Source organism: Alienimonas sp. DA493 (genome assembly GCF_043951915.1).
GTDB lineage: Bacteria > Planctomycetota > Planctomycetia > Planctomycetales > Planctomycetaceae > Alienimonas.
The window spans coordinates 1-20,643 of the sequence record NZ_JBINJD010000020.1 but is presented as its reverse complement, the minus strand read 5'-3'; the positions used below and the strand labels follow the sequence as shown (position 1 = coordinate 20,643).

The 20,643-nt window shown below is 71.6% G+C and carries 20 protein-coding genes; 15 read left to right on the top strand and 5 right to left on the bottom strand.

Going from position 1 to position 20,643, the window contains the following annotated elements:
* Positions 1-27 precede the first annotated feature (27 nt).
* The 6 genes from ACG2DA_RS05065 to ACG2DA_RS05040 all read left to right on the top strand — a co-directional run bounded on the left by ACG2DA_RS05065 (position 28) and on the right by ACG2DA_RS05040 (position 7,237).
* Positions 28-1,377, top strand: a complete 1,350-nt coding sequence (locus ACG2DA_RS05065) for a PP2C family protein-serine/threonine phosphatase (protein WP_395254388.1) — start codon at positions 28-30, stop codon at positions 1,375-1,377.
* Between the two features lie 166 nt (positions 1,378-1,543).
* Positions 1,544-3,178: an ATP-binding protein gene (locus ACG2DA_RS05060; RefSeq protein WP_395254387.1), complete on the top strand. Its 1,635-nt coding sequence runs from the start codon at positions 1,544-1,546 to the stop codon at positions 3,176-3,178.
* Between the two features lie 68 nt (positions 3,179-3,246).
* Positions 3,247-3,912 (top strand): Uma2 family endonuclease, encoded by a 666-nt coding sequence (locus ACG2DA_RS05055; protein ID WP_395254386.1) that lies wholly within the window; start codon positions 3,247-3,249, stop codon positions 3,910-3,912.
* Positions 3,913-4,026: 114 nt separating this feature from the next.
* A complete protein-coding gene (gene fabF / locus ACG2DA_RS05050) occupies positions 4,027-5,319 on the top strand; it encodes a beta-ketoacyl-ACP synthase II (protein ID WP_395254385.1) in 1,293 nt (430 codons plus the stop codon).
* A gap of 136 nt (positions 5,320-5,455) precedes the next feature.
* Positions 5,456-6,517: an alpha/beta hydrolase gene (locus tag ACG2DA_RS05045; protein WP_395254384.1), complete on the top strand. Its 1,062-nt coding sequence runs from the start codon at positions 5,456-5,458 to the stop codon at positions 6,515-6,517.
* A 177-nt stretch (positions 6,518-6,694) separates the two neighbouring features.
* Positions 6,695-7,237 (top strand): response regulator, encoded by a 543-nt coding sequence (locus tag ACG2DA_RS05040; RefSeq protein ID WP_395254383.1) that lies wholly within the window; start codon positions 6,695-6,697, stop codon positions 7,235-7,237.
* Between the two features lie 80 nt (positions 7,238-7,317).
* Here ACG2DA_RS05040 and ACG2DA_RS05035 read toward each other — a convergent pair whose 3' ends face one another.
* Positions 7,318-8,712 carry a hypothetical protein gene (locus ACG2DA_RS05035; protein WP_395254382.1) on the bottom strand — a complete coding sequence of 465 codons (1,395 nt, stop codon included), beginning with the start codon at positions 8,710-8,712 and terminating at the stop codon, positions 7,318-7,320.
* Between the two features lie 262 nt (positions 8,713-8,974).
* Here ACG2DA_RS05035 and ACG2DA_RS05030 point away from each other — a divergent pair, with 262 nt between their 5' ends.
* Entirely contained in the window at positions 8,975-9,439 is a 465-nt protein-coding gene (locus tag ACG2DA_RS05030) for a Dabb family protein (protein ID WP_395254381.1), read from the top strand.
* A gap of 15 nt (positions 9,440-9,454) precedes the next feature.
* On the opposite strand, the gene ACG2DA_RS05025 is transcribed toward ACG2DA_RS05030, so the two are convergent.
* The 3 genes from ACG2DA_RS05025 to ACG2DA_RS05015 form a co-directional block, all read right to left on the bottom strand.
* On the bottom strand, positions 9,455-11,191 hold the full coding sequence (locus tag ACG2DA_RS05025; protein WP_395254380.1) for an ATP-binding protein: 1,737 nt from the start codon (positions 11,189-11,191) through the stop codon (positions 9,455-9,457).
* A gap of 94 nt (positions 11,192-11,285) precedes the next feature.
* Positions 11,286-11,840 carry a ribosome recycling factor gene (gene frr / locus ACG2DA_RS05020; protein ID WP_395254379.1) on the bottom strand — a complete coding sequence of 185 codons (555 nt, stop codon included), beginning with the start codon at positions 11,838-11,840 and terminating at the stop codon, positions 11,286-11,288.
* A gap of 135 nt (positions 11,841-11,975) precedes the next feature.
* Positions 11,976-12,290, bottom strand: a complete 315-nt coding sequence (locus tag ACG2DA_RS05015) for a hypothetical protein (protein WP_395254378.1) — start codon at positions 12,288-12,290, stop codon at positions 11,976-11,978.
* A 215-nt stretch (positions 12,291-12,505) separates the two neighbouring features.
* On the opposite strand from ACG2DA_RS05015, the gene ACG2DA_RS05010 reads away from it, so the two are divergent.
* The 8 genes from ACG2DA_RS05010 (at position 12,506) to ACG2DA_RS04975 (ending at position 19,970) form a co-directional block, all read left to right on the top strand.
* The gene (locus tag ACG2DA_RS05010; RefSeq protein WP_395254377.1) at positions 12,506-14,365 is read left to right on the top strand and encodes a type II and III secretion system protein family protein; all 1,860 of its coding nucleotides are present in this window, start codon (positions 12,506-12,508) and stop codon (positions 14,363-14,365) included.
* Positions 14,362-15,153, top strand: a complete 792-nt coding sequence (locus tag ACG2DA_RS05005; protein ID WP_395254376.1) for a hypothetical protein — start codon at positions 14,362-14,364, stop codon at positions 15,151-15,153. Before ACG2DA_RS05010 ends, ACG2DA_RS05005 begins: the two co-directional genes overlap by 4 nt.
* Positions 15,150-15,926, top strand: coding sequence for a tetratricopeptide repeat protein (locus ACG2DA_RS05000; RefSeq protein ID WP_395254375.1), 777 nt, complete (start codon positions 15,150-15,152; stop codon positions 15,924-15,926). Before ACG2DA_RS05005 ends, ACG2DA_RS05000 begins: the two co-directional genes overlap by 4 nt.
* A gap of 180 nt (positions 15,927-16,106) precedes the next feature.
* On the top strand, positions 16,107-17,612 hold the full coding sequence (gene ffh, locus ACG2DA_RS04995) for a signal recognition particle protein (RefSeq protein WP_395254374.1): 1,506 nt from the start codon (positions 16,107-16,109) through the stop codon (positions 17,610-17,612).
* 94 nt (positions 17,613-17,706) lie between these two features.
* Positions 17,707-18,087 carry a 30S ribosomal protein S16 gene (gene rpsP, locus ACG2DA_RS04990; protein ID WP_395254373.1) on the top strand — a complete coding sequence of 127 codons (381 nt, stop codon included), beginning with the start codon at positions 17,707-17,709 and terminating at the stop codon, positions 18,085-18,087.
* A gap of 84 nt (positions 18,088-18,171) precedes the next feature.
* Entirely contained in the window at positions 18,172-18,843 is a 672-nt protein-coding gene (gene trmD / locus ACG2DA_RS04985; protein WP_395254372.1) for a tRNA (guanosine(37)-N1)-methyltransferase TrmD, read from the top strand.
* A gap of 77 nt (positions 18,844-18,920) precedes the next feature.
* Entirely contained in the window at positions 18,921-19,304 is a 384-nt protein-coding gene (gene rplS, locus ACG2DA_RS04980) for a 50S ribosomal protein L19 (RefSeq protein ID WP_395254371.1), read from the top strand.
* A gap of 246 nt (positions 19,305-19,550) precedes the next feature.
* The gene (locus tag ACG2DA_RS04975) at positions 19,551-19,970 is read left to right on the top strand and encodes a YraN family protein (RefSeq protein WP_395254370.1); all 420 of its coding nucleotides are present in this window, start codon (positions 19,551-19,553) and stop codon (positions 19,968-19,970) included.
* Between the two features lie 9 nt (positions 19,971-19,979).
* Here ACG2DA_RS04975 and ACG2DA_RS04970 read toward each other — a convergent pair.
* Positions 19,980-20,643, bottom strand: a 664-nt coding sequence (locus ACG2DA_RS04970) for an alpha/beta hydrolase (protein ID WP_395254369.1), incomplete at its 5' end; no start/stop codon positions are given.

Here is a 20,643-nt window from a genome sequence, read left to right as displayed (position 1 = left end):
GCATCGCCCCGTGCCGTCGGGATCCTCTTGCTGTTCGAGCAACCGCTCCGCTACGCCGTTCGCACGGACGTGGGGCTCCGGCGTCAGAACAATGAGGACGCCTCCGCGGTGCGCCTGGCCGGTACGCGGGAGTCGTTCGCAGATCACGGCCATCTGTTGCTGGTGGCCGACGGCATGGGCGGACACGCCGTGGGCGAATTGGCCAGCGGCATCGCCGCGGAGGTCGTGCCGCAGGACTACCTGAGGGACACCACCGGCGGGGACCCCGCGGACCGCCTCGCCGCCGCGGTCGTCCGGGCGAACGCGGCGATCTACGCCAAGGGGGAGAGCACGCCGGACTTCGCCCGCATGGGCACGACCTGCACGGCGCTGGCCCTCACGCCGGAGGGCGCCGCGATCGCCCACGTCGGCGACAGCCGGTGTTACCGCATCCGCGGGCAGCGGTGCGACCAGCTCACGTTCGACCACAGTTTGCAGTGGGAGCTGATCCGGCAGGGGATGGACCCGCAGACGGTGATGCTCAACGAGCCGCGGAACGTCATCACCCGGTCCCTCGGCCCGAGCCCGGACGTGGCGGTGGATATTGAGGGGCCGTTCGCGATCCTGCCGGGCGACGTCTACGTGCTCTGCAGCGACGGGCTGACGGGGCACGTGCAGGACCACGAAATCGGGGCGATCGCCGGCGCCCTGCCGCCGGAGGAGGCGGCCAAGACGTTGGTGAACCTGGCGAACCTGCGGGGCGGCTCCGACAACACGACCGTCGTGGTCGCCCAGGTGGGCGAAATCCCCGCGGGGGTGGAGCACTCCCCGACCCACGACCCGACCCGCCCGATGAACCCCTGGCTGCTGGCCGCGGCGTGGGCCTTGGCGGCGGTGCTGGTCACGGGGTTGGCGCTGCTGTTGTTCGGCTACTACGTCGCCGGCACGTTGGTGACCGGGGCGGGCGGGGCGCTGCTGTCGGCGGCGGGGTTCCGCATCTGGCAGAAGTGGTATCGCGGGCCGCGGGAGCGCCCGCTGCACACCGCCGGCAGCGAGACCGCCGTCTGGCGGGCCTACCGCAGCGCCCCGGCGGTAGTGGATCGGGCGATCGTGGCGGAGGCCGGGCAACTCGCCTCGCAACTCCAGCGGAGCGCCGCCGAGGAGCGCTGGCCGATCGACCCCAAGCGGGTGGAAAAGCACCGGGCCCGGGCGGCCGCGGCCGCGGCGTCGGCGGATCTGCGGGGGGCGTTTCAGCACCTCTGCCGAATGATCGACGTGCAGATGAAGGGACTTATCCAGACCCGTCGCGCTCCGCTCGATCGCGCGGCGAACCCCCGCCCCAAACCGCCCCCGCCGCCGCCCGACCTCGCTCCCAGCCACGCCGCCAAACGCCCTTGAGCGGGCGGCGGAGCCGAGCGATCGGCGTCCGGACGCCCCGCGCCCGAAACTTCCGGTAGGTCGTTCGGCCGGACAGTGGTACTGTTTGCCGCGACCCCCGCGGTCGGCCGTCGGGGGCCGGTCGGCGGGGGGCGACTTTCCCCTCACCGGCCAGGAGGCGCCGCCCGTGTTTTTCGCTCGAAGCCTGCGGCTGCGACTGTACGGCGGCGTGGCCCTCGCGGCGGCGATGCTCGTGCTGCTCAGCGGGGCGGCGCTGGTCACGTTGAACCAGAGCCACCGGGCCACCGAGGAGATCTACTCCCGGCTGACGAACCTGCCGAACCGGGCCGCCCTCGATCAGGCCGTGGACAACCTGCAGGCCCACACGCTGCCGCAGGCGGGCCCGCCGACCCGGGAGGTCGCCGAGGCCCTCCAGCGGGAGGTGCTCGGCCTGCTCGCCGCCGCGGAGCAGGCCCGCATCGCGATGATCCGCGACTACGACGCCGCCCCGCTGGGCAGTCCGCAGCGGGCGCAGTGGGTGGTCGCCGGGCAGAAGCTGGGCATGATCCGCCAGAAGTTCGACGCAATGGCCGCCGTCGCCCGGGCCTTGGTTCCGCCGGCCGGGGGGGAGTTCGACCCGCAGCGGGCCTCCGCCGCCCGGGCGGAGTTGTTCCGGCTGGCGATTCAGAGCAAAAGCGACCTGCACGCCATCCCGGACCCGCAGGCGAACCTGCACCGCAGCCTTTCCCAGCACCATCGCCACCACCGGCGGCTGCTGTGGTGGGTCGTCGGGCTGACGGGGCTGGTGGTGCTCGGCTCTGCGTGGCTGGTCTACTACGGCTACCAGCGGCTGGGCGTGCCGCTGCGGGACCTGCACCGCAGCGCCCGGCAGATCGCCGGCGGCGACGTCGGGCACCGGGTCAAGCAGTGGTACAACGACGAGGTCGGCGAACTGGTCGGGGCGGTGAACCACATGGCCGACCGCTTCAGCGAGATGAACGAGGAACTGGACCGCCGCGTCTACGAGCAGTCCCGCCAACTGGTTCGCAGCGAACGGCTCGCCGGGGTGGGGACGCTGTCGGCGGGGCTGGCCCACGAGATCAACAACCCGCTGTCGGCGATCGGCATGGCCGCCCAGAGCCTCACGCAGCGGGCGGACTCCCTGCTGAGCGGCTGCTCCCCGCAGGAGCGGGCCCTGGCCGAGCGCTACCTCGAAATGATCGCCCGGGAGACGGAGCGGTGCAGCGGCATCACCCGCAAGCTGCTGACCTTCGCCAAGGGCAACGGCGGCGTGCGGGAGCCCACCGACGTGCGCACCCTCGCCGAGGAGGTGCTGGAAATGGTCCGCCCGATGAGCAAATACGCCGACCGCCGCGTCGAGTTCGATCCCGGCCCGGCCGGCTGCGTCGTCACCGGCGGTCCTGAGGACCGGGCCGGCGGCTCGATCGCCAACGTCAACGGGCCGGAGATCAAGCAGGTGTTGCTCAACCTGACCCTCAACGCCCTGGAGGCGACGCCGGACGGGGGCTCCGTCACGGTGCGGGTTCGCCCGGGGGCCGACGCCGTGGAGGTCTCCGTGGAAGACACCGGCTGCGGCATGACGGAGGAGGTCCGCGAACACCTGTTCGAGCCCTTCTTCACCCGCCGCGGCGACGGCACCGGCACCGGGCTGGGGCTGTCGATGACGCACCGCATCGTCACCGATCACGGCGGCACGATCGAGGCCGATAGCGACGGCGAGGGCTGCGGCAGCGTATTCCGCGTTCGCCTGCCCCGCACCGCCCCGGAGCAGGCCCGTCCCGCCCTCCGCAAAGCCGCCTGACCGGCAGGTCTTTCGAGCCCGCCCCGCCCGTCGTAGACTACGGGCGTCGATCCCCGTCAGGCTGGCCGATGTCCACTGCCGCCCCGCTCGCTGCGTCGCGGGAAATCCCGCGACGACTCGCCCCGCCCCTCGTGCTCGGCGGGGTCTCGTGGCGAAGCTACTGCGAAATGCGGGACGACCCTTGCAACGAACGGTTACGGCTGACTTACGATGCGTCCTCCCGTCGATTGGGGATCGCCGTGCCGGGCAAGCGTCACGAGAACGTCGCCGAGCTACTGGGATATCTGATTGCGACGTTCGGTCGGATGAGGCGACTCAACATCATCCCGGTCGGCAGCACGACTTGGCGAAGGGTGACAGTGGGCGGGGCGGAGGGGGATAAAGCCTTTCACGTCGGCCGGCCCGCTGCGGAACTCAACCTTGACGGTAACGTTCCCGACCTGGCGGGCAGCGACCTGCCGCCCGATCTCGTCGTGGAGGTGGACGTGACCAGTTCCGGCGTCGAGAAGCTGCCGATTTACGCCGGTCTCGGCGTGCCGGAGGTGTGGGTCTGGACCGATGACGCGATTGTCGTGCATCGCCTCACGGACGACGGGTACGAAACGGTCGACGGCAGCGTCGAACTGCCCGGCTTCCCGCTGGCGTTCGCTGCGGAGTTGATCGCCGGGCGGGCCGACGCCGCGACGTACGAACTGGAAGAGGCGTTCGCGGAACGGTTGCGGACCGACGGCTGAGGCGGGAACGGAGGTTCCGCTCAGCCCCGCTTCCCGAGTTCGGTCGTCTTCTCCTACACTGCCGGCGCCGCCGTCGTGAACGGCGCCGTTGTCGTTCCTACCGAATCGTTCGCTATGCGTCGTCGCGTCGTCATCACTGGTCTCGGGGCGGTCACGCCGGTCGGCAACGACGTGCGGTCCGTCTGGGACGCCGTGCGGGAAGGGAAGAGCGGCATCGGGCCGATCACCCGGTTCGACGCCTCCCGGTTCCCGACCACCTTCGCCGCGGAGGTGAAGGACTTCGACTTCGAGTCGTACGTGGAGGACCCGGTCCCGTTCGAGGCGGCCGGGCCGAACATCCGCTTCGCCGTCGGCGCCGCCCAGCAGGCGATCCGCGAGAGCGGCCTGCTGGACGACCCGGCCCACGCCCCGGACCCGACCCGCTTCGGCGTGTACCTCGGCGCCGGCGAGGGCCAGCAGAACTTCCCGACCTTCATGCAGATGGTCGCGGAGGCCCAGGCCAGCGGGGATCTGGACTTGGCCAAGTTCAGCGAACTCGGGCTGGAGCGGCTGGACGCCAAGATCGAGCTGGAGCAGGAGCCGAATATGCCGGCGGCCCACCTGTCGGCGCTGTTCGACGCCCAGGGGCCGAACCTGAACTGCCTGACCGCCTGCGCCGCCAGCAGCCAGGCGATCGGCGAGGCGACGGAGATCATCCGCCGCGGCGACGCCGACGTGATGCTCTCCGGCGGGGCCCACAGCATGATCCACCCCTTCGGGCTGACGGGCTTCAACCTGCTCACGAGCCTGTCCACCCGCAACGACGACCCGCAGGCCGCCAGCCGCCCGTTCGACGCCGACCGCGACGGGTTCGTGCTCGGCGAGGGCGCCGGGATGGTGGTCCTGGAAGAGCTCTCCCGGGCGAAGGCCCGCGGGGCGGAGATTCTCGGCGAGGTGCTCGGTTACGGTTCCTCCGCGGACGCCTACCGCATCACGGACATTCACCCCGAGGGCCGCGGTGCCGTCGCCTGCATCAGCGGCGCCCTGCAGGACGCGGAGCTGAACGCCGACCAGCTGGACTACGTGAACGCCCACGGCACCAGCACGCAGGTCAACGACCGCACCGAGACCGCCGCCATCAAGCAGGCCCTCGGCGAGTTTGCCGCGAAGACGCCGGTCAGCTCCACCAAGAGCATGATGGGCCACCTGATCGCCGCGGCCGGCAGCGTGGAGGCGATCCTCTGCCTGCTGGCGATCCGCGACGGCGTGCTGCCGCCGACGATCAACTACACCACGCCGGACCCGCAGTGCGACCTGGACTACGTGCCCAACGCGGCCCGTGACGCCCGCGTGCAGCGGACGCTGTCGAACAGCTTCGGTTTCGGCGGGCAGAACGTCTCGCTGATCCTGGGCCGCTTCACCGGTTAGTCCGCCGCGAAGCGGCGGGCAGGCCGGGAGGAATCACGGGATTCCGCTTCCCCACGGCTGCCGTTTCTGCGTCGAAAACGTAGGATGACGTGCCCCGCAGCGGCGGGCGCTCATCCTGCGGTCCCCGGAACGGCTCGTGATCCCTGCTCCGCTGGCGCTTGCGATACCGGTCGCCGGTCTCGCGTCGGAGCCGCCGGAGCCCGGGGGCGGCCTGTGGGACGACTGGACGTTCTGGGCGATCGCGGGCGTCGGCGTCCTCGCTTTGATTGGGGTGGGGGATCTGTTGTTCCGCCGGGCGGCGGTCCAGTTCGCCCTGCCGTTCTTCGAGCGTGAGCCGCCGTTCAACCTCGTGCCGGAACCGCCCACCCCGGGCGCCGTCGCGACCCGGGTGACGGTGGACGGCGTGACGAACCGGGACGGCGAACCGCTGACGCTGTCGGTCGCCACGATTCCCGCGGAGGGCCCGCCGCGCGGCGTCGTCGTCTTCTGCCCGGAAACCGGCGGCTCGAAGTGGTACTGGCGGCGGTACGCCGCGGCGCTGCCGGCGGCGGGTTTCGCCGTGGTGACGTTCGAGCACCGCGGGATGTTCGACAGCGACGTCGATCCGAACCATTCCCCCGGCCACTGGCCCGCCGAGCCGGAGGTGGAGGACGCCCTCGCCGTCACCCGGGCCGTGCTGGACGATCCGGGCCGCTTCGGCCTGCCGCCCGGTCTGCCGCTGGGCATGTTCGGCGTCAGCCGCGGCGCCTGCGTCTCGCTGGCGGCGGCGGCCCGCGAGCCGCGGATCGCCGCGGTCGCCTCGGACGGCGGCTTCGTCACCGACAGCGTCGTCACGGAATTCGCCCGCAAATGGGCGATGCTGGCGGTCCCGACCTGGGTCGCCCCGCTGATCCCGACCTGGCACCTCCGCCAATCGATGTGGCTGATGCGGAAGTCCGCCGACCGGAAGAAGGGCGTTGAGCATCTCGCCCTGCAACGCGATCTCCCGAAGCTGCGGGAGCGGTCGGTGTGGCTGGTGAGCGGCGCCCGGGACAGCTACGTCACCCCGGAGCAGAGTCGCCGATTGGCCCGGGCCGTCGACGCTCCCGTCTGGCTCGTGCCCAAGGCGAAGCACAACCAGAGCCGCGACATCGACCCCGCCGAGTACGACGCCCGCCTCATCGCTTTCTTCAAGGACGCGTTCGCGGAACGCGCCTGAAACCGTGTCGCCGCCTGCCGAACCGGCGGACGACCGTACAGCGGATGCGTAACGGTCGATGCGGTAACCTTCTGCGGGGGCAGTGTGTTAGGGAGAATGCGCGGGGGCCTGCCCCAACGCGGGCACGGGAAATGCACGTACGAAAGAGTCCCCATTCCCCAAGCAGAGGCGTCTGAGATGTCCGCTCCAACCCCGCCGCCCCGGCAGGCCGGGGCGGTGCGTCTGGACGAACTGCCCGAGCCCGGCCGCGTCCGGCTCGACGACCTTCCCGGTTCGAGTCCCGCGGGCGCCGAGCCGGCGGGGCGGGACATGCTGATCGAACCGCCGTTTCGCGTGCTGGTGGCCGAGGACAACGACGCCCTCCGCGAAGTCGTGCTCGCCGTGCTGGAGCGGTTCGCGGGGGTGCTCGAACTGTTGGAGGCCTGCCACGGCGGCGAGGCGGTCCGCATCATCCGCGGCGAGCGGGTGGACGTGGCGGTCCTCGACTTCCGCATGCCGCAGAACACCGGCCTCGAAGCCTACGCGGAGCTGCGGGCGATCAATCCGGCGGCTCCGGGCATTCTGATCTCCGCGGAGACCGACGAGGCGATGCGGCGGGACGCGGCGGCCCTGACCGTGCACCGGGTGCTCGCCAAGCCGGTCGCCCGCCGCGATCTGCTGGCGGCGCTGGACTCCGCGTTGCGGACCGCCTACCGGGCCGCCCTCCCCGCCGCGGCCTGAGCGGCCCGCCGTACATGACGACAGCCCGCGTCCCCTTCGGGACGCGGGCTGTTTGCGTCTGAGGCGATCGCGGGCGGCGATCAGTACTGCCGCGGCTGCTCGGTCCAGCCGCGGGCGGCGGTCCGGGCGGGCACGGTCGACAGCATTGAGGTGCGGTCGTCGGCCTCCGGACCCGGGGCGGCGCCTTCGTTGAAGTCGTCGTTCGGGATCGGCCGCAGCGGAACGGGCGCCGGGGCGGACTGCGGGGACATGTACTCCTCCACGCCGGGAACGCCCGTGTCGCCGTACGTCGCCCCGCCGTAGCTGCCGAGGTCGTACGCTTCGGCGCCGTAGTAGGAGCCCGCGGGCGGGGCGCCGGGGGGCACGTCGGCCGGGCCGAGGCTGGGGTAGCGGGGCATCAGGTCCGGGGCGCCGCAGTCCGGCTCCGGCAGGCAGGCGGAGACGGGCCGGGGGACGTAGGTCGTCGCACAGTAGGGCACCAGCTTCTCGCAGCGCTCCGCGACCTGCTTGGTGTAGGTGTAGGGCACGCGGCGGACGCGGCAGCGGCGGACGTAGTCGGTGGTGGTGTACTCCTCGGTCACCAAATTCGGCACCCAGATCTTCTTCCAGCACCCGCGGTCGACCACCCGATGCTCCGTGCGGCAGACCGGTTCGACGTACTCCTCCTTACAGTCGCGGTAGGCGACGCACTCCACCTCTTTCCAGGTCACGCACTCCCGGCGGGCGTACTTCGTGGTCGTCTGGGGGACCAATTCCACGTCGCACGTGGGCGGGGCGGCACACACCGGCGGCGCCGCACAGACGGGCGGGGCGACGCAGCTCGGCGCGGGGGGAGCGGCGCAGATCGGCTCCGGGGCGGCGCAGACCGGCGGGGGCGGGCAGAGCGGGGTGACGCAGGCGGGCGGCGGGCAGGCGGTCAGCGGTTCGAAGGCGAGCTGCGGCACGACGCAGGTCGGCGGCGGCACGCGGCTCGGCGGGCAGGCGCCGGCCCCGCACAGCGGGGTGCCGACCGGACCGAGCAGGATGTTGTCCGCCACGGCCCCGACGCCCGCTCCCACGGCCCCGACGCCCGCCCCGATCGCGGCGCCGACCTCGGACAGCATCGGCAGTCCGAACGGCCGGTAGGCCGGCAAACCGCTGATTCGGCGGGGGCCGTCGTAGAAGGGGAACGGGCGGGGCGGAACGGTCCCCCGCAGCCGCGGCGGAGCGACGAGCGGGCCGTACGCCCCCGGGCCCAGCGGCCGGCCGAGCGACCCGACGGCGGGACCGCTGCTCCGCAATACCGGGGACGCCTGCACGTACCCGGCCGGCTGCACCGCGGCGTCGGTGAAGCTCACGCTCTGCGGCAACGCCGGGGGGAGGTACTCGGCATATTCCGCCCCGACGGCGGCGGGAACGAGGGAGGCGAAAGTTCCCAGGGCGCCGGCGAACGCGGTGGCCGCACGGCGCCGGGCGGAGACGGGGAGGAGGAGCATCGAAATCCCTTTGCGGGTCGGTCAGCGGCCGTTCCACGCGCCGGCGACCGGCGACGGCCGGGGGGCGGGAAACGACGGCGGGCGAACGGTTGGGGCGCGACAGGCGCCCCGCACCGAACGAATCGACCCTTCGGTCTCGAACCTTGAGGACGATTGCTCCGATTCTGCGGAAATTTTCTCCGGACGCGGCTCCGGTCGAACTCCGGCGGGCGGTCGCTCATGCTGCTCCGCCCCCGTTTCCCCCTCGCCCCCGAGCGCAACGATGTCCGATTCCGCCGCCGTTTCGTCCCGTCCGGCCTCCCGCCGGTTCGTTCTCGCCGCCGGACTGTCCTGCGCCGCCGCGGCGTTGCTGGCGGCGGCCCCGGCCGCTTTGCTGGGCGACGATTCCGCTTCCGCCCCGTCCGCCTCGCCGATGATCAACCACAGCGTCTACTTCACCCTCAACGAGTCCACCCCCGAGGGGCGGGCCGAACTGGTCGCCGCCTGCCAGAAGTACCTCACCGGCCACGAGGGCACGGTCTACTTCGCCGCCGGCCCGCGGGCCGAGGAGTTCGCCCGGGAGGTGAACGACCAGACCTTCGACGTCTCGCTGCTGGTCGTGTTCGACTCGAAGGAGGCCCACGACAAATACGCCGTCGCCCCCCGGCACCTGGAGTTCATCGAGGAACAGAAGGCGAACTGGAAGACCGTGCGGGTGTTCGACTCCGAAGTCGCCCCGACGAAGTAGGCCCCCGTTCGACGGTCACGCCTTGGCGGCGGGCGAATGCGGCAGTCGCAGTTCGCCCGGCTCCTCGGCGGGGCCGGGCGGTTCCGGGTCCGGGCAGCGGACCGGCAGCCGCACGGTGAACAGGCTGCCGCGGCCGTACTCGCTGGTGCAGGTCACCTCGCCGCCCAGCAGGCGGCAGAGTTCTTTGACGATGGAGAGCCCCAACCCCGTGCCGCCGTGCTCGCGGGTCATGGCGTCGGCGGCGCGGCCGTCGGCGGAGGGGCCGCGGGCCTGGCGGAACTTCTCGAAGATCGCCGCCTGATCCTCCAGCGGGATGCCGATGCCGGTGTCCTCCACGGCGATTTCGAACCACCGGCCGGCGTGCCGGCCGCTGCCGATGGGGCCGATCAGCGCCCCGCCGCGGCGGTCCCGCGGGCCGAGGTCGCGGCCGCGGACCCGCACCTGACCGCCGGAGGGGGTGAACTTCAGGGCGTTCGAGAGCAGGTTGTTGAGAATCTGTTGCAGCTTGCCGGCGTCCTGGTGCAGCTCCGGCAGGGAGCGGTCCATCTCGACGGTCAGCTCGATCCCCTTCCGCTCCGCGATCGGCCGCAGGGCGTCGGCCTGGCGATGGCAGAGGCGTTCCAGGTCGACCGGGCCGCAGTTCACGTCCAGCTTGCCGCTCTCGATCTTGGCCAGATCGAGAATGTCGTCGATGAGCACCTTCAGATCGCGGCCGCCGTTGCGGATGTTGCCGACCCACTTCTTCTGCCTGCCGTCAAGCGAGGGGGACTGCTCCAACACCTCGCTGAAGCCGAGGATGCTGTTGAGCGGCGTCCGCAGCTCGTGGCTCATCGTGGCGAGGAACTCGTCCTTGAGGCGGTTCGTCTCGTAGAGCTCCATGTTCGCCTGGGCGAGGCGGTCGGCCCGGGCGTCCAGCTCCACGTTCTTGTCCCGCAGTTCGTCCTGCAGGGTGATGAGGTGGCGGAGCATTCGGTTGAACGCCTGGGACAGCTCCTCAAATTCGTCCCCGGTGCGGATGTCGCTGCGGCGGTCGAGGGTGCCGCGGGCGATCTCGTCGGCGACCTCCTTGAGGTGCAGCACCGGTTTGACGATCACGTACCGCACGATCGCCCAGGCGGCGAGCATCGCCAGCACGGCGGTCACCACGCCGGTCGTCAGCAGGAAGACGTCGTTGCGGGCGAGGCTGGCCCGGGTGCGGCCCAGCGGCAGCGTGACGTGCACCGCCCCCAGCAGCGCCCCGGGCTCGGCCCCCGTGTGACACTGGGCGCAGCGGGCGGGGTCGTTGCGGGCGGCGGCGTAGAAGTGGAACCGCGGGCCGTCCCCGGTCTCCTCGATGCGGGTCACCTCTTCTTCCCCGGCCCGCAGGTCGGCGAGGGCGTCCAGGCCCTCCTCGTCCGGCGGGGTGAGCAGGGCGTCGGCCCGGCTGGGGTCCGGGGCGTAGACGCGGTAGAGATAGCCCCGCAGGTCGTCCGGCAGCGTGGCGGGGGCGAAGTCGGCCAAGTCCCCCTGCGAGGCCGCCTCGTCCGCGTCGCCGCCGGTCTGCTTCAGGCGGTCGTGGAACTCCCGCAGCACGGAGCCCACGTGCAGCCGGGCGACGTCGCGGTTCTGGTCCCACACGACCCGCCGGTTCAACCCGCGGTACAGCAGGAAGGAGCCGATGATGAGGGCCAGCAACCCGCTGCCGAACAGCAGCCGGCACTTGCGCTCCAGGCTCGTCTCGCCGAGCAGCCGCTTCAGTGTGCGGTAGGACATGAACGATGGCGGAGGGGGGAGGGCGGAAGGCGGAGGAATTTGGCGGGCCGGGGTCGTGCCTTCCGCCCTCCGCCTTCGCCCTTCCGCCTTCGGGTCAATCCTCCATCACCTCTTCTTCTTTGGCCTTCGCCGCGTCGGCGACTTTGCTTTCGTACTTCTTGGTGAGTTCCTGCACCTCGTCCTTGACCCGCTTCACCTCGTCCTCGCCGATCTCCTTCTCCAGTCCGTCGGCGCTCTTGTTGGCGTCGCGGCGGACGTTGCGGATGGAGATCTTCGCCTCCTCCGCCAGCGAGTTGACCCGGGAGACGAGTTGCTTGCGGCGCTCGGTGGAGAGCGGCGGGACGTTCAGCCGCACCATCCGGCCGTCGCTGTTGGGGGCCAGACCGAGGTCGCTGGCCTGAATCGCCTTGACCACCGCGTTGATCTGGCTGGCGTCGTAGGGGCGGATGGCGATCTGCTGCGGCTCCGGCGTGCTGATCGTGGCGCACTGCTTCAGCGGCGTGGGGCTGCCGTACAGGTCGACCCGCACGCTCTCCACCAGCCCGGCGCTGGCCCGGCCGGTGCGAATGCCGGTGAGCTGGTGCTGATACACGTCCGCCGCCTTACCCATGCGCTCTTCGGCGTCGAGGAGGATTTCGTCGGGATCCATCGGAGGAGCGGCCTGTCAGCGGGGCGAGCGGGAAAGGAACGCAAACGGTAACGCCCGGCGGCGCGGGGGGAAAGAACCCGCGCCGCGGTTCGGCGACGCCCCGACCCCGGCCGGTCCGCTCCGCCGGGGGGGCGCTCACGGCCAATGCCAGCCGACGTTCCCGACCCACAGCGGCAACACGACGAAATGGTGCAGCAAATCGCTGGCGACCAGTCCGACGGCGATCGCCCCCAGCGCCCGACCCCACCGCGGAGCGCGATCCCGCACGGCCGCCGCGATCGCAGCGATGGGGATCGCCCAGAACATGTGATGCACGCGGAGCCAGAGCGGGGGCTCGGTGCGGGCGATCCACTCCGCCGCCGACCCGCCGGTCAGCAGCCGGCCGGCGACCGTGAGCGCCTCGAAGACGCCGGTGCAGGCGAGGCACAAGACGCGAAACGAACGGGACATGCGGGGCGGCGGAACGGACGCGGGCGGAGCGGCCCGGAGCCCGCCGGCCGGGGCTTGGACCGCCGCAGACCGCCGACGGGGCGAACTTCGCCCGGATTCTTCGCTCGCCGCGGATTGTCCGGGAGGCGGGAGCCGCTGCGACCGATATCACCGGCAAGGTTTGCCTCGCCGCTTCGCGGGCGGGGCCCTCCCCGTTTCTCCGCCGGCGCCGTTCGTTGCTTCGCATCGCCACGCTCGCCGGTCTGCTGCTCGGGGGGGGGGTCGGACTGCCTGCGCCCGCGGCGGCTCAGGAAGCGGATCTGCGCGAGCTGCGGGCTCCGGCGCCGTTGGCGGTGCCGCAGCCGATCCCGCTGCCGGCGCCGCTCGCGGCGGGCGGCGTCGGGGCGAACGCGGACGGGATCATGCCGGAGGTCGTCGACCGTCTGCCGGCGGGGGTGTCGAACGTGAGCGAGCCGGGCGGCGGCTTTGAGGTGGGGGTGGACCGCAGTCGCATCCTCACGTTGGAGAAGCCGCTGCCGGAGAGCGCCTACGAATCCCTGTCGCCCTCGCCCCAGTCCGCCGTCGCCGCGGGGGACGAGCGGGTGTTGAGCGTCGAGGTGATCGACGCCCACCGCGTCCGGCTGTACGGCCGGCGGATGGGGGTGACGGACCTGTCGATCGTGGCGAAGGACGGCACGGTGACCTCGATGGAGGTCGCCGTGACGGCGGACCTCGACCTCTTGCAGGCGCGGGTGCGGGCGATGTTTCCGGACGCGGACGTGCGGTTCGGGCAGGTTCGGGACCACATCGTGGTGGAGGGCCAGGTGCGGGACTCCCGGCAGGCCGCCCAGGTGGTACAGGCGGTGAACGCCTACCTGCTCTCGTTGGACGCCGGGGGACCGCCGGGGCCGGGGGAGCCGGCGGAAATCGTGATTCGTCGCACCGCCGCGGCCGCCGCCGGGGAGCCGCCGGCGCTGCCCGCCTTCGCCCAACTGGGCGAACAGGCCGAGATCACGCCGCCGCGGGTGATCAACCTGCTGCGCGTGCCGGGGCCGCAACAGGTCCTGCTGAAGGTTCAGGTGGCGGAGCTGAACCGCACCGCCCTGCGGGAGCTGGGGATCAGCTTTCTGGCCCAGACGGACGGCGGCGGATTCGGCTCGAACGTCTCCGGCGACCTGCCGTTCAACTCCGGCGGCTCCTCGGCCGGCACGACCGGGTCCGGCGGGAGCGCCGGCTCCTCGGCCGGCGGGGGCGTCTCGGCGAGCATGAGCGCCGACCCGCTCTCCGTCACGAACCTGCTGACCGCCGGCACCCCGCTGTTCGGCGTCTTCGGCGGCGGGGACTTCAGCATCTTCCTTTCCGCCCTCCGCCGGAACGATCTGTTCCGCGTGCTGGCGGAGCCGAACCTCGTCGCCCTGCAGGGCCAGGAAGCCAGCTTCCTGGCGGGCGGCGAGTTCCCCATCCCCGTCCCGCAGGCCTCCAGCGGCGTCGGCAGCGTGATCACGGTGGCCTACCGCGAGTTCGGCGTCGGCCTCACCTTCATCCCCTTTCTGATCGACGGCGACACCGTGCGGCTGTCGGTCGCTCCGGAGGTCTCCTCCCTCGACTTCGCCCAGGGCATCACCCTGCAGGGGTTCCGCGTCCCGGCGTTGAACAAGCGTCGCACCAGCACCGTGGTGCAACTCCAGCACGGACAAACGCTGGCGATCAGCGGGTTGCTCCAACTGGAGATCACCGGCACGACCGGCCGGATCCCGGGGCTCGGCGACCTGCCGTACATCGGGGCGTTCTTCCGCAACAACTCGATGCGGCGGACGGAGAAGGAACTGGTGATCCTCGTCACGCCCTACCTCGTGGAGCCGATGGATCCCTGCCAGGTTCCGCCGCGGCCCGGCGACCTGACGCACGAACCGGACGACTTCGAGTTCTACGCCCTGGGACATCTCGAAGCCCTCTACCAGCAGGGGCAGTACCGCTCGACCGCCGCCTGGGCCGACGCCCTGGGGGTGGAGCGGGCGATGGAGCTGGACGACCTCTACCTGAACGCCGCCCACGGCTTCAGCGCCTGCCCGCCGCCGCCGGGGGAGAGCCGATGATCCCCGCCGTGCCCCTGCTGTGCGTCTGCCTGGCCGCCCCCCCGGCACCGCCGGGCGCGGCCGACATCCCCACGCTGTCCGCCGAGCCGGCTTCCGGCTACGCCGCTGTGCCCACCCTGGCGGCCCCGCCGGCGGAACTGCCGGCCGCCGTGTCGTTCCCTCCCCCCTCCGGCTCCGTTCCTGCGGAGGCCGCCTACATCGAGCCGGGGGTTCCCGTCTTCGCGGAGCCGCCGCCGTCACGGCGGCCGCACGAGCGCGGTTCGAAGATCGGCCCGCCCTATCACTACGAAGCCGTCTTCCAGCCGCCCCCGCTGGGGGACTCGGTGCACGCCACGATGGACGCTCAGGTCCGCAACGGCGAGGCGGCGTTGGACGTGCTCCACCGCTCCGACTTCCTCGCCGGCCAAGCCGAGTTGAGCCCCGGGGGGCTGCGGCATCTCGCCCGGATCGCGGCCCGGCTGCCGTCGCACGCCCGGCCGGTGCTGCTCGAACCGCCGGCCCGGTGGGAGCCGAACGCCGCCGCGTTGGCCGCCGCCCGGCGGGCGCGGGTCGCCGAGCTGCTGGCCGGCGGCGCCTTCCCGGTGCCGCCGGAGCGGGTGGTGATCGTGCCCGACCCGGCCACCGGTCTGGCGGGCGCCGACGCCGAACTCGTCTACCGCAACCTGCTGATCCTCACCGGCAGCGGGGGAAAGCTGCGAACCCGTTTCGACGTATTCGGCAGCGCGGCCCAAAGCCCCACCGCGGCGGGCGCCGCGGCCGCTCCTCCCGCGACCGGGGCGCCGCGATGAGCGTTCGCGGCGTTCTCTTCCTGACGGCGTGCGCTGCGGCGCTCGCGGCGGCCGGCTGCCGGTCCGCGGCGCCGTCGGCCTCCGATCTGGCCTCCGCCTTGATGACGCCCGGCGGCTCGGTCCCCGCGGCGGACCTGACGGAGGCCCAGCGTACCGACGTGCGGCTTTCGCTGGCCCGCTCGATGGAGGCCGCCGGCGAGTGGAACGCCGCCGCCGAGGCCTACGAGGCGACCCTCGCCGCGGACCCGGAGCACGCCCACGCGCTGCACCGCCTCGCCGTCGTCCGCTGCCGCCAGGGGCGTCCGGGGGAGGCCGCAGAACTGTTCGAGCGGGCCCTGAAGGCGAAGCCCGGCGACCCGGACCTGTTCGCGGACGTCGGCTACCTCGACCTGCTGCGGGGCGATCTGCCGGCCGCGGAGCGGAACCTGCGGCAGGCGCTCGCGCTGGACCCCGCCCACGCCGCGGCCCGGGGCAACCTCGGGGCGACGCTCGCCCGGCTGGGGGAGACGGAGGAGGCGCTGGCCTGCCTGAAGGCCGCCGGGGCCGGGTCGGCGGCGGAGTCGGACCTCGCCTTCGCCCTCGCCGCCGGCGGCCGGCCGCGGGAGGCCCGGCGGGCGCTGGAACGGGCTCCGGAGCCAACGAACGAGGCGGCGCGGGCTCGCCGTCGCACGCTGCTCGCCGCCCTCGCCGGCTCCGACGCCGGCGGCGGGGTGGTTCCGGCGTCCACGGAAGAGGCGAGGGCGGAAGTGGCGAGGGGCGAGGCGGCGGAGTGACGGCCGGAACGGGGGCGTTCGCCGCCGCCGGAGGGAGGGCGGGACCGCCCGATCGGCGGGAGCGCGGCCCGCTGCGTTGTCCGGACGCGGTTTGGCGGATACCCTGCCGGACTTCCCGCCGCCGCCCCGTTCTGCGCCCGCCCCGCGGGCGTTCCGTCGAGAGTTTCCCCCGCCTCCGCCTTGTTCGAGAGTTTCTCCGAGCGCCTGCAAAAGGCGATGTCCTTCATCGACCGCGGTCGCCTCACGGAGGCGACCGTCCGGGAGGGCATGAGGCAGGTCCGGCAGGCGCTGCTGGAAGCCGACGTCGCCTACGACGTCGCCCGCGACTTCACCAAGCGGGTTTCCGAACAGGCCGTCGGCGACCGGGTGCTCAAGTCGCTGAAGCCCAGCGAGCAGATCGTCGGCATCGTCTATCGGGAACTCGTCGTCCTGATGGGCGGCGATCCGGATAGCGACTTCAAACCGTCCTCCCCCGCCGCCCAGATCGGCGTGAAGCGGGACGGCGTGACCGTGCTGATGATGTGCGGCCTGCAGGGCGCCGGCAAAACGACCACCTGCGGCAAGCTGGCCCGGGCCCTGAAGAAGGGCGGCTTTGCCCCGATGCTGGTCGCGGCGGACCTTCAGCGCCCCGCCGCGATTGAGCAGCTGAAAACGCTCGGCGAGCAGGTCGGCGTGCCCGTCTACACCGAGGATCCGGCGAACAGCACGCCGGTGAAGGTGTGTCAGAACGGCGTCAAGGAGGCGAAGCGCAACGGCGAAACGCGGGTCGTGATCCTCGACACCGCCGGCCGGCTGGGCGTCGATGAAGAGTTGATGCGGGAACTGTCCGCGATCGACCGGAAGGTCGGCCCGGACGCCGCGTTCCTCGTCGCCGACGCGATGACCGGCCAGGACGCCGTCAACAGCGCCAAGGCGTTCAACGAGGCGCTGGAGCTCGACGGCGTCGTCCTCACCAAGATGGACGGCGACACCCGCGGCGGCGCCGCGCTGTCGATCAAGGCCGTCACCGGCGTCCCGCTGAAGTTCGTCGGCACCGGCGAGACCCTGGACGGGCTGGAGGCGTTCCATCCCGACCGCATGGCCGGCCGCATCCTCGGCGGCGGCGATATGGCGACCCTGCTGGAGAAGGCCCAGCGGGAGTTCGACGCCGACGAGATGGCCGAGCAGCAGGCTCGGATGGCCGAGGGGAAGTTCACCCTGTTGGACTTCCAGAAGGCCATGCGGCAGATCAGTAAGCTCGGGTCGATGCGGTCCGTGATGAAGATGATCCCGGGCATGGGGCAGCTCGCGGAGATGGACCCGAGCGCCGACATGGACCGCGAGGTCGGCCGCGTCAACGCGATGATCGGCTCCATGACCCAGGAGGAGCGGCTCAACCCGGACCGGATCGACCGCTCCCGCCGCAACCGCATCGCCGCCGGCTCCGGCGTGCAGCCGCACGAAGTCCACAAGCTGCTGAAGGACTTCAAGGGGATGTCCGGCATGATGCAGAACATGGCCGGCCTCGGCATGCGGGATCGCATGGCCGCGGTGAAGGGGCTCGCCGGGCAGATGTCCGCCAACCCCGGCGGGCAGCTCCAGACTCGCAAGCAGTCCACCAAGGCCGACACCGATCTCGCCAAGCTCCGCGCGGAGCGCAAGCGCAAGAAAAAGCTCGCCAAAAAGAGCCGCAAGAAGAACCGCTGATTCGTCCGCGGGCCGCTCCCGTTCGGGCCAGCTCGCACCCCGTTCAACCACTCCGTTTTCGACCCTCGCCTCCTCCCTCTCCCCGACCCGTCGTATGGCTGTTCGTATCCGCATGAAGCGCCTCGGGCGCACGCACCGTCCGTTCTACCGCATCTGCGTGATGGACTCCCGTGTCCAGCGGGACGGCAAGGCCATCGAGGAGATCGGCCACTACGACCCGATGGTCCCCGACAAGTCCAAGCGGGTGAAGCTGGACATGGAGCGGGTCGACTACTGGGTCGGCGTCGGCGCCCAGCCGAGCCACAAGGTTGGCGTCCTCATCAAGAAGGTGAAGAAGAACGACTTCGGCACCGCCAAGGCTCCGCCGCCGCTGACCGCTCCGAAGGAGGAGGAAAAGCCCGCCGAGGAGGCTCCCGCCGAGGAAACGGCCGAGGCGACCGAGGAGGCTCCCGCGGAAGAAGCCGCCGCGGAATGACGGGTGACGAGTGAGGAATGACGAAACCCGAAACCGTTTCGTCATTCGTCATTCGACATTTTGATTTCCGGGTCCCGCCCGGCCATGCGCTTCGACGTCTGCACCCTCTTTCCCGGGCTGTTCGACGGCTTTCTCTCCGAAAGCCTCGTCGCCAAGGCGATTGACCGCGGGCTGATCGACGTGCGGTTGTGGAACTACCGCGACCGCACGCTCGACAAGCACCACCGCGTCGACGACAGCCCCTACGGCGGCGGCCCCGGCATGCTGCTGGCCTGCCAGCCCGTCTTCCACACCGTGGAGGCCGTGCGGTGCGAACAGGCGGAGACGCCCGGCGAGTTGCTGATGCTCACCCCCACCGGCGAGCGGCTCACCCAGCCGCTCGTGGAGGAGCTGGCGACGAAGCCGCGGCTGATCCTGCTGTGCGGGCGCTACGAGGGGTTCGATCATCGGGTGAAGGTCGGTTTGCAGCCGAGGGAGATCAGCGTGGGGGACTTCGTCCTCAACGGCGGGGAGGTCCCGGCGATGCTGTTGATCGAAGCCTGCATGCGACTGATCCCCGGCGTCCTTGGCGACGCCGACAGCGCCCGTTACGATTCCCACAGCGCGCCGGGCCGGCTGGAGTTCCCCCAATACACCCGCCCGCGCGATTTCCGGGGCCTGACCGTCCCGGACGTGCTGCTCTCCGGCGATCACGCCAAAATCGCCGCTTGGCGCGAGCAGCAAAGCGACGCCCGCTCCGCCGGGCGAGAGTTGTAGTTTAGAAACCGCCCATTCCCGATCGTTCGACGGTCGGTTCGCCGCGAACCGCCGTCCGCCTGCCCGCCCCGTTTCCGATGCGCCACCCCCTCCTCGACGCCGCCGAAGCCTCCAGCCTGCGGGAGAAACCGCTCCGCTTCGCGGTCGGCGATACCGTCGACGTGCACACCCGCATCCTGGAAGGCGAGAAGGAGCGGATTCAGATCTTCACGGGCGTTGTGATCGCCACCCGCGGCAGCGGCACCCGGGAGATGTTCACCGTCCGCCGGATCGTCGCCGGGCAGGGCGTCGAACGGCAGTTTCCGACCAACAGCCCCAAAATCGCCAAGGTGGAAGTGAAGCGGCACGGCCGCGTCCGCCGGGCGAAGCTGTTCTACCTCCGCGACCGCGTCGGCAAGGCCACCCGCCTCCGCGAACGCGCCCCCCGCAAGGGCGAGGTCGAGGCCAAGGACGCGGTGTGATGCACGCGGAGTACTTCACTGATACCGTCAACCGGCTTTGTGATCGGCGGCCTTTTCGCCCGTTCACAATCCGATTCAACGACGGCAGTCATTTTGAAGTCGATAATCCGCACACGCTGACTGCACGGAATGGGTTGGCGGTGGGGTTCGGTCTCAGTGGGTCTCCCGTTTGGTTCGATCACGAGGCGGTGACAAAGGTGGAAGAGGACCTCGCTTCCGCATCCGGCCCCACGGAGAACGGGTAACGTGCTCCAAGGCCTCCGCAACCGTCTGCTCGGCGACCGCGGAGAGCGGATTGCGGAGCGGGCGCTGCGGGAGGCCGGGGTGAAGATCCTGCACCGGCAGCGCCGGACCCGCTGCGGGGAACTGGACCTGATCGGCCGCGACGGCGACGGCCGGTTCGTCTTCTGCGAGGTGAAAACCCGCACCGCGGCCGCCGGGGAGGCTCCTCGCTTCGGCCGTCCGGCGGAGGCCGTCACGCCGGCCAAGCAGCGGCAGATCACCCGCTCCGCGTTGGCGTTCCTCAAGGCGGAGGGCCTGCTCGGCGAGGCCGCCTGCCGATTCGACGTGGTGGAAGTCGTGACCCCCGCCGACGGCGGCGAGCCGGTCGTGACCCACCTGCCGCACGCCTTCGAGGCGACGGGCGTCGACTCCATGTTCTCCTGACGCCGCCGCTCACTCCGCGGGCAGCACGTCGGTCAGGAAGGCGCGTTCCGCGGCCGCGTAGGCCGCTCCGCCCTCCGTCCGCACGGCGTTGTGCCCTGTGGCGGGCAACGCCAGCCACCGCTTGGGAGCGCCGTGTTCGCTCTCGGACGGGAACGCCGCGAACAGCCGCTCGCCGAGTTCCGCCGGCACGATGCCGTCCGCTTCGCCGTGGGCCTGAAACACGGGGCAGGTCACCCGCCCGGCCGCGGCCGCCGAGTCGAATCGGTCCCGCAGCAGCAACCCCACCGGCAGCCACGAGAACCGGTACGAGGCGGCGCTGACCAGCGAATCGAACGTGCTTCGCAGCAGCAGCCCGGCCGGCGGCGTGCCGGCCTCGCACAGGTGCGCCGCCAGCGGCGTCGCCACGCCCCCGCCCAGGCTCGTCCCGGCGATCACGATCCGCTCCGGCGGGTAGCCGAGTTGTCGCGTCGCCTCCCAGAAGGCCCGGCCGTCCCGCCGCAGTCCGGCTTCGCTGGGGGAGCCGGGGTTCTCGCCGTAGCCGCGATAGTCGAACAGCACGACGTCCCAACCGAGGGCGTTGAAGGCGTCCGTCTCGCTCAGTCGGATCCGCCGGTCCCCGCCGTTGCCGTGCAGGTACAGGATCGCCCGGCGGTCCGCGGCCTTCGGTGGACCG

Excerpts from the sequence above, each read along its gene's own strand:
- frr (WP_395254379.1), bottom strand. The coding sequence starts at position 11,840 with ATGGATCCCGACGAAATCCTCCTCGACGCCGAAGAGCGCATGGGTAAG.
- ACG2DA_RS05030 (WP_395254381.1), top strand. The coding sequence starts at position 8,975 with ATGTCCGATTCCGCCGCCGTTTCGTCCCGTCCGGCCTCCCGCCGGTTC.
- ACG2DA_RS05015 (WP_395254378.1), bottom strand. The coding sequence starts at position 12,290 with ATGTCCCGTTCGTTTCGCGTCTTGTGCCTCGCCTGCACCGGCGTCTTC.
- trmD (WP_395254372.1), top strand. The coding sequence starts at position 18,172 with ATGCGCTTCGACGTCTGCACCCTCTTTCCCGGGCTGTTCGACGGCTTT.
- ACG2DA_RS05055 (WP_395254386.1), top strand. The coding sequence starts at position 3,247 with ATGTCCACTGCCGCCCCGCTCGCTGCGTCGCGGGAAATCCCGCGACGA.
- rpsP (WP_395254373.1), top strand. The coding sequence starts at position 17,707 with ATGGCTGTTCGTATCCGCATGAAGCGCCTCGGGCGCACGCACCGTCCG.
- ACG2DA_RS05040 (WP_395254383.1), top strand. The coding sequence starts at position 6,695 with ATGTCCGCTCCAACCCCGCCGCCCCGGCAGGCCGGGGCGGTGCGTCTG.
- fabF (WP_395254385.1), top strand. The coding sequence starts at position 4,027 with ATGCGTCGTCGCGTCGTCATCACTGGTCTCGGGGCGGTCACGCCGGTC.
- ACG2DA_RS05000 (WP_395254375.1), top strand. The coding sequence starts at position 15,150 with ATGAGCGTTCGCGGCGTTCTCTTCCTGACGGCGTGCGCTGCGGCGCTC.
- ACG2DA_RS05025 (WP_395254380.1), bottom strand. The coding sequence starts at position 11,191 with ATGTCCTACCGCACACTGAAGCGGCTGCTCGGCGAGACGAGCCTGGAG.
- rplS (WP_395254371.1), top strand. The coding sequence starts at position 18,921 with ATGCGCCACCCCCTCCTCGACGCCGCCGAAGCCTCCAGCCTGCGGGAG.
- ACG2DA_RS05005 (WP_395254376.1), top strand. The coding sequence starts at position 14,362 with ATGATCCCCGCCGTGCCCCTGCTGTGCGTCTGCCTGGCCGCCCCCCCG.
- ACG2DA_RS05035 (WP_395254382.1), bottom strand. The coding sequence starts at position 8,712 with ATGCTCCTCCTCCCCGTCTCCGCCCGGCGCCGTGCGGCCACCGCGTTC.